At 67.9% G+C, this 11924-nt stretch carries 11 protein-coding genes; 9 read left to right on the top strand and 2 right to left on the bottom strand.

The features are described from left to right. Positions 1-57 precede the first annotated feature (57 nt). The 9 genes from EYF70_RS07965 (at position 58) to EYF70_RS07925 (ending at position 8727) form a co-directional block, all read left to right on the top strand. Complete coding sequence (locus tag EYF70_RS07965) at positions 58-1200, top strand: muconate/chloromuconate family cycloisomerase (RefSeq protein WP_131144921.1); 1143 nt, start codon at positions 58-60, stop codon at positions 1198-1200. Positions 1201-1249: 49 nt separating this feature from the next. Then, the gene (catC, locus tag EYF70_RS07960; RefSeq protein ID WP_131144920.1) at positions 1250-1540 is read left to right on the top strand and encodes a muconolactone Delta-isomerase; all 291 of its coding nucleotides are present in this window, start codon (positions 1250-1252) and stop codon (positions 1538-1540) included. Between the two features lie 66 nt (positions 1541-1606). Continuing rightward, entirely contained in the window at positions 1607-2518 is a 912-nt protein-coding gene (gene catA / locus EYF70_RS07955) for a catechol 1,2-dioxygenase (protein ID WP_131144919.1), read from the top strand. Positions 2519-2531: 13 nt separating this feature from the next. After that, on the top strand, positions 2532-3356 hold the full coding sequence (pcaD, locus tag EYF70_RS07950; protein WP_131144918.1) for a 3-oxoadipate enol-lactonase: 825 nt from the start codon (positions 2532-2534) through the stop codon (positions 3354-3356). Between the two features lie 100 nt (positions 3357-3456). Next, positions 3457-3981, top strand: coding sequence for a nuclear transport factor 2 family protein (locus EYF70_RS07945; RefSeq protein ID WP_131144917.1), 525 nt, complete (start codon positions 3457-3459; stop codon positions 3979-3981). Next, positions 3978-5129, top strand: a complete 1152-nt coding sequence (locus EYF70_RS07940) for an amidase (protein ID WP_131144916.1) — start codon at positions 3978-3980, stop codon at positions 5127-5129. The genes EYF70_RS07945 and EYF70_RS07940 overlap by 4 nt, the downstream gene beginning before the upstream one ends. 24 nt (positions 5130-5153) lie before the next feature. Further along, positions 5154-6443 (top strand): aromatic ring-hydroxylating oxygenase subunit alpha, encoded by a 1290-nt coding sequence (locus EYF70_RS07935; protein ID WP_131144915.1) that lies wholly within the window; start codon positions 5154-5156, stop codon positions 6441-6443. Next, the gene (locus EYF70_RS07930; RefSeq protein ID WP_131144914.1) at positions 6436-6939 is read left to right on the top strand and encodes an aromatic-ring-hydroxylating dioxygenase subunit beta; all 504 of its coding nucleotides are present in this window, start codon (positions 6436-6438) and stop codon (positions 6937-6939) included. Before EYF70_RS07935 ends, EYF70_RS07930 begins: the two co-directional genes overlap by 8 nt. Before the next feature lie 162 nt (positions 6940-7101). Beyond that, complete coding sequence (locus EYF70_RS07925; protein ID WP_229420747.1) at positions 7102-8727, top strand: carboxylesterase/lipase family protein; 1626 nt, start codon at positions 7102-7104, stop codon at positions 8725-8727. A 51-nt stretch (positions 8728-8778) separates the two neighbouring features. On the opposite strand, the gene EYF70_RS07920 is transcribed toward EYF70_RS07925, so the two are convergent. Beyond that, entirely contained in the window at positions 8779-10476 is a 1698-nt protein-coding gene (locus EYF70_RS07920) for a GH39 family glycosyl hydrolase (protein WP_131144912.1), read from the bottom strand. Between the two features lie 156 nt (positions 10477-10632). Next, positions 10633-11856, bottom strand: a complete 1224-nt coding sequence (locus EYF70_RS07915; protein ID WP_371861712.1) for a XylR family transcriptional regulator — start codon at positions 11854-11856, stop codon at positions 10633-10635. Positions 11857-11924 lie beyond the last annotated feature (68 nt).

Below are 11924 nucleotides of genomic sequence, written 5' to 3'. Positions count from 1 at the left end.
GGCGCACGCGCCGGCACCGGCCGGCGCATGCCTCCCCCTTCCAACAAGAGAGATTTCATGAGCCAACCACTCATCCAGATCGACAGCGTCGACGTCATCCTGCTCGACCTGCCCACCATCCGGCCGCACCAGCTGTCGGTGACCACGATGCGCCGGCAAAAGCTCGTGCTGGTGCGCATCCGCGCCAGCGACGGCATGACCGGCTGGGGCGAAGCCACCACCATCGGCGGTCTTGCCTATGGCGAGGAAAGCCCGGAAAGCATGCGCGTCAACATCGAGACTTACATGGCACCGCTGCTGCTTGGCGCCGATGCCACCTCCCCGAACGCGCGCATGTGGGAACTGCGCTCGCACCTGCAGGGCAACCGCTTCGCGCTGTGCGCCATTGAAACCGCGCTGTTCGATGCCCAGGCGCGCCGGCTCGGCGTGCCCTTGAGCGACCTGTTCGGCGGCCGGGTGCGCGACAGCCTGCCGGTCGCCTGGACGCTGGCCAGCGGCGACACCGCGCGCGACATCGCCGAGGCCGAGCGCATGCTGGAACAGAAGCGCCACCGCATCTTCAAGCTGAAGATCGGCGCGCGCGACGTGCGTGCCGACGTGGCCCACGTGGCGGCCATCAAGCGCGCGCTGGGCGACCAGGCCAGCGTGCGCGTCGACGTCAACCAGGCCTGGAGCGAGACCGATGCGATGCTCGGCATGGGCATGCTCGAACAGGCCGGCGTGGACCTGGTCGAGCAGCCGATCGCCGCCGGCAACGACGAAGGCATGCGCCGCCTGCGCGCCATGAACCGCATTCCGCTGATGGCGGACGAAGCGCTGCACGGCCCGGCCGACGCGTTCCGCCTGGCCGAGCACCGCGCCACCGACGTGTTCGCGATCAAGATCACCCAGTCGGGTGGCCTGCGCGGCGCCCAGCAGGTGGCGGCGATCGGCGAAGCGGCCCATGTCGGCCTGTACGGCGGCACCATGCTGGAAGGCGCGGTCGGCACGATCGCCTCGGCCCACCTGTTCGCCACGTTCCCGGGACTGGCCTGGGGTACCGAACTGTTCGGCCCCTTGCTGCTGACCGAGGAAATCCTGCGCACGCCGCTGGACTACCGCGATTTCGCGCTGCACCTGCCCACCGGCCCGGGCCTGGGCATCGAGATCGACGAAGAAAAGCTGGCCTGCCTGCAGCGCCAGTCCGGCAACGGCCGCTGATTCCGCGATCACCACGCAACCAGAAAAACCCGACAACCAGGAAAAACCGATGCTATTCAAAGTGAGCATGACCGTCCGCCTGCCGCACACGATGCCGGCCGCGGAAGCCGACCGGCTGAAAGCCACCGAACGGGCGATTGCCCAGGAACTGCAGCGCAGCGGCAAGTGGCGCCACCTGTGGCGCGTGGCCGGGCGCTACGCCAACGTCAGCATCTTCGACGTTGCCGGCAATGCCGAGCTGCACGACCTGCTGCTGACGCTGCCGCTGTTCCCGTACATGGACATCGAAGTGGAAGCGCTGTGCCGCCACCCTTCGTCGATCCATGACGACGACCGCTGACGCCGGCGCCAGTTTCACAAAGTACCAGCAAGCAGACCATCCCCGACCAACCAAAGGAGACAACCCATGGACCAGAACGCCATCGACGCGCTGCTGCGCAAGATCGAGAGCACCGAAACGGGCAAAGGCAATCCGCGCGTGCAGGCCGCCGTCAACCGCATCGTGCGCGACCTGTTCGCCACGATCGAGGAGCTGGATATCCAGCCGCATGAATTCTGGAGCGCGATCAGCTACCTGACCGAAGCGGGCCGCTCGGGCGAATACGGCCTGATCGCCGCCGGCCTGGGCTTCGAGCATTTCCTCGACCTGCGCATGGACGAGGAAGAAGCCCGCCAGGGCATCGCCGGCGGCACGCCGCGCACCATCGAAGGGCCCCTGTACGTGGCCGGCGCACCGGAATCGCTGGGCAGCGCACGCCTGGACCAGGACCCGCAGCCGGGCGAGGTGCTGTTCATGCAGGGCACCGTGCGCGGCGCCGACGGCCAGCCGCTGCCGGGCGCGCTGGTGGAGGTATGGCACGCCAACCACCTGGGCGGCTATTCGTTCTTCGATCCGGGCCAGAGCCCGTACAACCTGCGGCGCACGATCCGCACCGACGCGGATGGCCGCTACCGCTTCCGCAGCAGGGTACCGGTCGGCTACAGCGTGCCGCCGGGCGGCGCCACCGACAAGCTGCTCAAGCAGCTTGGCCGCCACGGCACCCGCCCGGCCCACATCCACTTCTTCGTAACGGCACCGGGCCACCGCAAGCTGACCACGCAGATCAACATCGACGGCGATCCTTACCTGTGGGACGACTTCGCGTTCGCCACGCGCGAGGGCCTGGTGCCGCCGATGACGAAAATCACCGATCCGGCCGCGCTGCGCGCCAGCGAAGTGGACGCGCCGTTCTATTCGATCGACTTCGATTTCGACCTGCACGCCCAGCGCGACGGCCTGCCGGCCGACCAGGTCGAGCGGGCGCATTTTGTCGCCTGACGCGCTGGCGGCCATGCGGATCCACGAACCGGGCCCCGGCCAGATCGCCTATTGCCTGCAGGGGCCGCCCGATGCGCCGGTGCTGGTGCTGTCCAACTCGCTGGGCACCACGATGGCGATGTGGGATGCCCAGGCCGATGCGCTGGCCCGCCGGTTCCGCGTGCTGCGCTACGACACGCGCGGCCACGGCGGTTCCGGCGCGGGCAGTGACGCGCGCAGTGACGCGGGCAGTGACGCCGCATCGGGCTACACCCTCAACCAGCTCGGCCACGACGTGCTGCGCCTGATGGATGGACTGGGCATCGCGAAAGCCGCGTTCTGCGGCATCTCGATGGGCGGCCTGACGGGGCTGTGGCTGGGCATCCATGCGGGACACCGCCTCGACCGGCTGGTGGTTGCCAACAGCGCGGCGCGCATCGGCACCATGGCCGGCTGGCGGGAACGCGCCGCGCAGGTGAGATCGCACGGCATGGACGCGGTGGCCGACGGCGCCGCGGCGCGCTGGTTCACGCCCGGCTTCGCGCACCGCGCGCCGGACGTGGTCGACGGCCTGATCGACGGCTTGCGGCGCACCCCGCCGGCCGGCTATGCCGCCTGCTGCCTCGCGCTGGCGGCCGCCGACCTGCGCGAGGAGATCGGGGCGATCGGCGTTCCGACCCTGCTGGTGGCCGGGCGGGACGATCCCGTCACGACCGTCGCGGATGCCGATTTCATGCGCGAGCGGATCGGTGGCGCGCGCACCACGATCCTCGATGCCTCGCATTTGTCGAACGTCGAAGCGGCGGCGGCCTTCACCCGCCAGCTGGGCGATTTCCTTGCCGGATCGGCGCCGAGTTAAATCCATCAGATTCATGCATAGCATCGAAATCATCAATTTGATGAATGCAAGTCCAGCTTCTAGAATCGTCCATACCCTGCAATCACCGTGAAAGACCCGCATGTCCTCCGCTGACACCGCTACCGATATCCTCCGGCACCTGGCCAGCCGCCTCGACCGGCTGGAAAGTGCCCAGGCCATCCGCGCCACCCTTGCCCGCTACATGCTGCTGTGCGACCAGCCCTGCGACGACCGGCGCTATCCGCAACTGCCGGACCTGTTTACCGCGGATGCCGTGTGGGAAGGCGTGGGCCGGCACTACACCGGCACCTTCGGCCGCCACCAGGGCCGGGCGGCGATCGTGGCGTTCGTCGGCAGCTACCTGGCGCCGTCGCCGCACTTCGAACGCAACCTGCATTTCCTGACGTCCGACCAGGTCAGCGTGGCGGACGACGGCGCCACCGCGCGCGGCCAGTGGCTGATGCTGCAACTGTCCACCTACGGCAGCGGCGGTTCGGAGGCGATCACGGCGCGCCTCGACGTGGACTTCGCCCGCGGCGACGACGGCTGCTGGCGCATCGCCCACTTCCGCACCGAACGGCTGGAATGCATGCCGTGGGGCGTCCGTGCGGAGTCCGCGGCATGAGCGCCTGGGTCCAACGATTCGCCCATGGCGCCGATGGTCCGGCGATCGCCATCAAGGATTGCATCGACATCGCCGGCCTGCCCACCTGTGGCGGCTGCGGTGCGCTGGCCGACGCGCCGCCGGCCGAGCGCGATGCGGACACGGTGGCCGCGCTGCGGCAGGCTGGCTGGCACATCGCCGGCAAGACCACGATGCATGAACTGGCATACGGCATGAGCGGCGTGAACGCGTGGGCCGGCACGCCGCTCAATCCGCAGGATCCGCTGCTGATCCCGGGCGGATCGTCGAGCGGGTCGGCCGCCGCCGTCGGCAGCGGCGAGGTCGATGCCGCGCTGGGCAGCGATACCGGGGGCTCGATCCGGCTGCCGGCCGCCTGCTGCGGCGTGATCGGGATGAAGCCGACGTTCGGCCGGGTCAGCCGGCGCGGTGCCTGGCCGCGCGAGAGCAGTCTCGATTGCGTCGGCCCGTTTGCCCGCATGATGCCCGTCCTCGTTCACGTCATGGCCGCGATCGCACGCGATTTCGATGGCGGCGCCGCGGTGGCACCGATGCATGGCGCCCGGATCGGCCTTGTCGCCACCGCGAGCGACGACGCCGTGCAGGCCGCCCTCACGGCGGCACTGCAGGCCAGCGGCTGGTCCGCCCTGCCGCGCGAACTGCCGGGCATGCAAGAGGCTTTCGACGCCGCGATCGCCGTGATCAACAAGGAAACCTGGAACGCCTTCGGCGACCTGGCCAGCGACAGCCGGCTCGGGCAGGACGTCGCCCGGCGCCTGGTCGCGGCCAGCGCGACGACCCACGGCGCCCTGGCGCATGCCGAGGCGGTGCGCGCGCGCTTCATCGCCGAGGTCGACCAGGCGCTGGACGGTGTCGATGCGCTGCTGCTGCCCACGCTGCCGTCGCTGCCGCCGACGCTGGCCGACGTGGCGGCGGGCCACCCGGTGGTTGCGCTGAGCGCGCTGGTCCGCCCATTCAACCTCAGCGGCCATCCGGCGCTGAGCTATCCGATTCCCGTTCCCGCCGCGCCCGGCCGCGCCGGCAGCCGCGTCAAGGCGGGACTGCAACTGGTCGGCCGCCGCGGCGACGACGAGCGCCTGTGCGCACTGGCGCTGCACCTGGAACAGGCGCTGCGCGGCCCGGACCAATAACCTCTCCCTTTACTGGAGCATCACATGAACGCCCCTTTACGCTTCCATCCGCGCACGGCGGATTCCACTTACGGCAGCCTGGTGCAGGACGGCGCCGTCGACCCTGCCCTCTACACCGACCCGGCGATCTTCGATGCCGAGATGGACCGCATCTTCGCCCGTACCTGGGTGTGGGTCGCCCACGTCAGCGAACTGCCGAAACCGGGCGACTTCCGTTCCACGTTCGTGGGCCGCAATCCCGTGATCGTGGTACGCGACCGCCAGGACAACATCCACGTGCTGGAAAACCGCTGCCGCCACCGCGGCGCCACCGTCTGCGAGAAGACCAAGGGCAATGCGACCGGCTTTACCTGCCCTTACCACAGCTGGTCCTATGGACTGGACGGCAAGCTGCGCGGCCTGCCCTACTCGGATGGCTACGAGGACGTGGTCGAGAAGGCCGACCTGCCGCTGAAGAGCCTTCGCGTCGGCGTGTATGCCGGCATGATCTTCGCCAGCTACAACCAGGACATCGAACCGCTCGAGGACTTCCTCGGCAATGCGCGCCACTGGATCGACCTGTTCATGAAACAGGGCGCCGGCTTCCCCGTCAAGACGCAGGGCGAACACAAGTTCACCTTCAAGGGCAACTGGAAGATCCAGCTGGAGAACACCACCGACGGCTACCACTTCCCGGTGGTGCACAAGACCTTCCTGCAATCGGTGGATGCCGAAACGTCGGAGATGCTGTCCTTCATGACGGACGATGAAGCGATCACCCGTTCGCTGGGCAATGGCCACAGCGTGATGGTGATGGTGCCGGAGCACGTGGATCTCGATGTCGACGACGGTACCGAGCAGCTGCAGGAGCGCTTCCAGCACGTGATCGACGCGCTGTCGAAGGACTATCCGGCCGAGCAGGTGCGCCGCATCGTCCGCTCGCTGCACGGCGCGGGCTTCAACCTGAACCTGTTCCCCAACGTGGCCATGTCGATGTCGTTCTTCCGCGTGTTGCGCCCTGTTTCGGTGGACGAGACCGAGATCCGCCACATTGCGCTGGGCATGGATGGCGGGCCGGAGATCGCCAACCGCGAGCGCCTGCGCATCCATGAACACTTCCAGGGCCCGTTCGGCTTCGGCAGTCCCGACGATGCGGAAGCGTGGGAGCGCGTGCAGAGCGGCGCCCGCGCCGGGAAAGACGTGCCGATCCTCGTCAACCGCGGCCTGAACCGCGAATGGGTGGACAGCAACGGCGACAAGGTGTCGCATTCGACAGATGAAACCGGCATGCGCGAAGCCTATGCCATGTGGAAGAGGATGATGAGCAATGACTGATATGGATATCCCCGTCGCCGACATGACGACCCCGCTGGGCCGCGCCATCGCGTTCATCTGGCGCGAAGCGGAACTGCTGGACAACAAGGACTACGACGCCTGGGGCGCCCTGTGGGCCGAGGACGGCCACTACGTGGTGCCGATCGATCCCGACACGGACGATTTCGAGAGCCAGCTGAATTACGCCTACGACGACGCCCGCATGCGGCGCCTGCGCATCGAGCGCTTCACGTCCGGCCATTCGATGTCCGCCGCGGATTCGGCCCGGACGATCCGGACGGTGTCGCGCTTTTCCCTGGTGGGCATCGACAACGATCTCGTCGAAGTGCGCTCGGCGCAGCTGCTGGCGGCGCACAAGCGCGGCACGACCACGCTGTTCGCCGCCAACCTGACGCACCGGGTGCGGCTGCTGCCCGGCGGCGCGCTGCTGGACCGGAAGGTGGTCCGGCTGATCAATTCGCAGGAGGCGCTGAACGCGCTGGGCTTCCTGCTGTAGTACCCACTGCTGTACCCACTGCTGCACCACCCGCTGTACCTGCATGAGTGGCGCGTGCGACGACTGCACGCGCCACCATCGTTGTCCCGCTGTATCGGCTTTCCGCACTGGTTTCAACCTGAACCTCCCACCACTAAAACAATCGAAGGGTTAGAAATGAGCATGAGCATCGCGCCGCACTGCACTGGTATCGGAGTCACTTGGAAGCGTTTCCCCCTGTCGCTGGGGCTGGCCGGGTCGATCGCCCTGCTGGCCGGCTGTGGCGGCCTGTCCGGCGACCGGACCGTGGTCACCGTGGAGAGCGGCATCCTCCAGGGGGCGGAAGCCGATGGCGTGCTGTCGTTCAAGGGCATCCCGTATGCGGCGCCACCGGTCGGCAACCTGCGCTGGCGCCCCACGCAGCCGGCCGCGCCGTGGAGCGGGACGCGCCCGGCCACCGCGTTCGGCCACGACTGCATGCAGCAGATATTCCCCAACGCTGCGCCGACGACTGCCGCCGCGCCCTCCGAGGATTGCCTGTTCCTCAATGTCTGGCGGCCGGCCAGCGAGGTGCCGGCCCGCGATAAATTGCCCGTGCTGGTGTATATCCACGGCGGCGCCTATACCTACGGCAGCGGCGCGTCGGACGGCAAGGCGTTCGCCAGGGAAGGCGTGATGCTGGTGACGTTCAATTACCGCCTCGGGCGCTTCGGCTTCTTCGCCCATCCCGCGCTGACGGCCGAGCAGCCGAACGAGTTGGTGGGCAACTACGCGTACATGGACCAGGTCGCGGCGCTGAAATGGATCCAGCGCAATATCGCCGCCTTCGGCGGCGACCCCGGCAACGTGACCGTCTCCGGCGAGTCGGCCGGCGGCGAGTCGGTGCACTCGCTGCTGACGACACCGCTGGCCAAGGGCCTGTTCCAGAAAGCCATCGTCCAGTCCGGGAACGGCCGCGAGAACCAGGTGTACCGGCTTTACCTGCGCCGCAACGCCAAGGGCATCGGCGCCTCCGGCGAGGAAATCGGCGTGGCGTTCGCCAAGAGCGTGGGGATCGACGATACCGGCGCCGGCGGCCTGGCCGCGTTGCGCGCGCTGTCCGCCGACCAGGTGCAGGCCAACCTCTACCTGGGCTACACCTACGCGGGCGGCCCGATGATCGAAGGGAAGATGGTGGTCGATGAACCAGGCGCGCAGTATGTCAGCGGCCAGTTCACCCCCGTCCCGCTCCTGATCGGCAGTACCGATCTCGATCTCGGCTTCCCTGCGCCGGCACGCACCAAGGACGAGGCGTTCGCCATCTTCGGCGCGCAAAACCTGGCGGCGGCGCGCGCCGCCTTCGATCCCAAGGGCACCGCCACCGTCGACGAGGTGCGCAACCAGATCGCCCGCGTGCAGCTGATGGACGAGCCGGCGCGGTTCGCGGCGCGGATCTTCGCCGCCCACGGACAGCCCGCCTATGTGTACCGCTTCTCGTATGTCGCCGAGTCGGTCCGCGACAAGGTGCCCGGCGCCGTGCATGCCGCCGAGATGCCTTACGTGTTCGGCACCCTGGCGGACACCTATGGCAGCGCCGTGACGAGCCAGGACACCGCGGTGTCGCGGCTGGCCACCGGCTATTGGGCGCAGTTCGCTAAGTCGGGCAATCCGAACGGCGGTGGACGCACGCCGTGGCCGGCCTATGCCGGCGACAAGAACGGCCTGCTCGACTTCACCGCCGCCGGCACGGCCGCGGCGTTCGAGGCCGATCCGCTGAAAGCCCAGATCGACCTGGTGCAGGCGGTCAGCGACCGCAAAGCCGCGCAATAAGGGCGTGCCGGCATGGCGGACCCGCGCCATGCCGGCGCAGATCCGCTGCGCTCAATACGACACGACCAGCAGCGACACCGCCTGGCGCGGCAGCTGCATCCGCAAGGTGGCGACGCCGTCGCGCACGGTCACGGTGGACGGCTCGCCCAGCTGCGCCAGGGCGCTGGCCTTCTGCAGCGCGGTCACTTGCGCGGCAGTGGGGCTGGCCGGCGACCCCATGCGCTTCCAGGCGGCATACGAGTTGCTGTGCTCCTGGTCGATGCGGTAGTGCCGCACGGTGGCGCTCTGCGCGGGAATGCCGCTCAGCGCCACGTCGACCGGCGCGCCGGCATCGATGATGTCGTCGTCGTGATAGTTCCAGACCAGCACGGCGACCTCGCGCCCGGAGCGGCTGGCCAGCGCACCGACGTCGGTGCGGGCACCGCGCACGCCTTCGCGCTGGATACGTTCGGCATCGTACGCCAGGTCGCCGCCGACCTTCAGCCGCGCGCCGCGCATCATGCCCAGCATGCGGAACACATTCAATACCGGCTTGTCGACGCCGTTGGTGGCCAGGTCGCGGTAACCCGCGAACCAGGGCTGGTCCTCGAACAGGAAGGACCAGTTGACCGCGCCGATCAGGTTGGTGCCGCGGCGGTCGGCCAGGTCGTACAGGCGGGCCACCGATGCCACCGTGTAGCTGGCGTACAGCGTGCCGTTGCGGTAGGCGTTTTCCGGGTTGGTCTGCATGCCGCAGGCCGCGCAGCCTTCCGGATCGGACTCGCCGATGATGACGGGGATGCCCTTCAGCTCGGGGTATTTCGCCACCATGGCAAAGCCCCGGTCGAGGTTGCGGAAGTGGGTGTCCATGCCCATCCGGACCACGCCGTCGACCACCTTCGGCGCGCCCTTGGCATGCCAGGCCACGAAGTCGAGCGGCGAGCCTTTCTTGCCGGTCGCGTGGTTGGTGCCGTGCAGCGCGTGCTGCAGGAATGCTTCCATGAAGTCCCCCGCCACGGCCGTGTGCGGGCCGCCGAAGCGGGCGGTCGGCAAGGCGCGCTTGACGGCGTCGGCAGCGTGGTCGTACATCTTGAAGTAGGCCTGGCGGCGGTCCGGCGCGATCAGGTAATGCCCATCGGGTTCGTTCCACACTTCCCAGTACCAGCTCTCGACTTCCTGCTGGCCATAGCGCTCCACGCAGTGGCGCACCCACTGGTAGATCAGCTCGGACCACTTGGCGTAATCCTTGGGCGGATAGGCCCACCCCGTCATGATGTCCTCGTAGCGCACGCCCGGCTTCCACCGGTGCTGGTAGGGCTGGGGTTGCGGCGACAGCGCCTCCGGCATGAAGCCGATCTGCGCCAGCGGCTTCATGCCGCGCTCGATGTACGCGTCGAAGATGGCGTCGGCGATCTTCCAGTTGTAGACCGGCTTGCCGTCGGCATCCTCGCTGTACATGCCGGTGGAACCCCATTTGAGCGCATGGCTGCCGTCGCCCGAGGTCATCAGGTTATGCGCACGCACGTACACGGGGACCGGGCTCATGGCCGCCAGTTCGGACAGCAGCTTCTTGCCGTTGGGCGTGGTGGTGTAGTTCGGCTCGTCGTAGCCGAACCAGGCCCACAGGGGTGTCATGGGGCCGGTCTCGGTACGCGTGTCGACGGTCAGCTTCACGGTGCTCGCCGCGGGCGATGGCTTGGCCGGTTCTGCCATGGTGGCGAACGGCAGCAGGCCGGCGGCCAGGACGGCGCCGGCAAACAGGGTTTTCATGGTCTGGTCTCCGAATATTGTTATGCGCCCGAGTCTAGGCGAAACGGCTTGACGCGACCAATGAGGAATTTATCGCCTGCGATAGCGAATTGACATCGATGCGAGGTGACATCGATGCTGTTGACATCGATGTGTGTCGACATCGCGTAACGCGCCCTACCCTGCGCCGGCCGGCAGTGCGCTCTCGCCGAGCACGCGGTCGCGGTAGATGCGGGGCGTGCATCCCAGCTCCCGCTTGAATACCTGGTACATGTACTGGGTGGTGAGGAATCCGCACTGCTGCGCCACGTCGGCGACGCTGCGATCGCGGCTGCGCAGTCCCGCTTTCGCGGCCTCGAGCTTGAAGCGCAGGATCGCGTCGTGCACGCTGCAGCCGAACTCCTGGCGGAAATAGAGTTCCAGCGAGGAGCGCGACAGGCCCACGTAATCGGCGACCTGGTAAGTCTTGATGCCCTGGCATGCGTACTGCCGGATGAAATGGCTGGCCTGCATCACGTAGGGGTTGCGCACCGGCTGGTGCAGGCTGGACGCGCACACGTTGATGCCGGCCGGGGGCACCAGGATGCGCGTATCGGGCAGCCGCACCCCGTGCAGCATGCGGTCCAGCAGGTGGGCGGCGGTGCGCCCGATTTCCTGGGCACCCTGGATCACTGAACTGAGGGGTATGCGCGTGAGCTGGCGCACCAGCGGGTCGTTGTCGATGCCGATCAGCGCCACCTGTTCCGGTACCGCGATGCCGCCGATGGTGCAGGCCTGCGACAGCTGGCGTGCACGGGCATCGGTGACGGCGATGATGCCGCACGGTTTCGGCAGGCTGCGCAGCCAGGCGATCTGGCCCTGCACGGCTTCGTCCCACGAGGAACCGGCGGTGGCGCAGCCCTGGAAAACCTCGACGTGCGCCCCGCTCTTTCCGGCCAGCTCGCGGAACGCATGCTCGCGCTCCTGCGCCCAGCGGTTGCCGGGTGCTTCGGGAAGGCTGAACATGGCGAAGCGGTGCAGGCCGGCATCGATCAGGTGGTCGAAGGCCAGTTTGACGAGCTTGGCATTGTCGGTGGCCACGTACGGCACGTTGGCGGGATAGCCGCTATCGTCGGCATACGAGCCGCCCACCGCCACCACGGGGAAGCGGCAGCCCGACAGGGCCTCGGCCACGCACGGGTCGTCGAAATCGGCGATGATGCCATCGCCCTGCCAGTGCTCGATATTGTGCAGGCGAAGGCGGAAATCCTCTTCCAGGAACAGGTCCCACTCGGCGCGGGTACTGCGCAGGTGGGCCGCGATCCCGGCCATCACTTCGCGGTCGAATATCTTGTTCCCGTTGAATAACAGGGCAACCCTGTGTGGTTTGCCGGTATGCGGCATCGTCGTCTCCATCGTCATTCTTTTACAGAAAACCTCGCGCTTGCGCCGGCTTTGCGGCGCCGCCACCCGTGGCGACCGAATCCCAT

This window comes from Pseudoduganella albidiflava, from assembly GCF_004322755.1.
In the GTDB taxonomy this organism is placed as follows: Bacteria; Pseudomonadota; Gammaproteobacteria; order Burkholderiales; family Burkholderiaceae_D; genus Rugamonas; species Rugamonas albidiflava.
Note: the sequence above shows the minus strand (reverse complement) of the source record. Positions and strands in the feature narration are given on the sequence as shown.

What these genes read in the sequence shown, in the direction of transcription:
- pcaD (WP_131144918.1), top strand. Translation starts at nt 2,532, where the DNA reads ATGCGGATCCACGAACCGGGCCCCGGCCAGATCGCCTATTGCCTGCAG.
- EYF70_RS07965 (WP_131144921.1), top strand. Translation starts at nt 58, where the DNA reads ATGAGCCAACCACTCATCCAGATCGACAGCGTCGACGTCATCCTGCTC.
- catC (WP_131144920.1), top strand. Translation starts at nt 1,250, where the DNA reads ATGCTATTCAAAGTGAGCATGACCGTCCGCCTGCCGCACACGATGCCG.
- EYF70_RS07930 (WP_131144914.1), top strand. Translation starts at nt 6,436, where the DNA reads ATGACTGATATGGATATCCCCGTCGCCGACATGACGACCCCGCTGGGC.
- EYF70_RS07940 (WP_131144916.1), top strand. Translation starts at nt 3,978, where the DNA reads ATGAGCGCCTGGGTCCAACGATTCGCCCATGGCGCCGATGGTCCGGCG.
- EYF70_RS07925 (WP_229420747.1), top strand. Translation starts at nt 7,102, where the DNA reads ATGAGCATCGCGCCGCACTGCACTGGTATCGGAGTCACTTGGAAGCGT.
- EYF70_RS07945 (WP_131144917.1), top strand. Translation starts at nt 3,457, where the DNA reads ATGTCCTCCGCTGACACCGCTACCGATATCCTCCGGCACCTGGCCAGC.
- EYF70_RS07920 (WP_131144912.1), bottom strand. Translation starts at nt 10,476, where the DNA reads ATGAAAACCCTGTTTGCCGGCGCCGTCCTGGCCGCCGGCCTGCTGCCG.
- EYF70_RS07935 (WP_131144915.1), top strand. Translation starts at nt 5,154, where the DNA reads ATGAACGCCCCTTTACGCTTCCATCCGCGCACGGCGGATTCCACTTAC.
- catA (WP_131144919.1), top strand. Translation starts at nt 1,607, where the DNA reads ATGGACCAGAACGCCATCGACGCGCTGCTGCGCAAGATCGAGAGCACC.
- EYF70_RS07915 (WP_371861712.1), bottom strand. Translation starts at nt 11,856, where the DNA reads ATGACGATGGAGACGACGATGCCGCATACCGGCAAACCACACAGGGTT.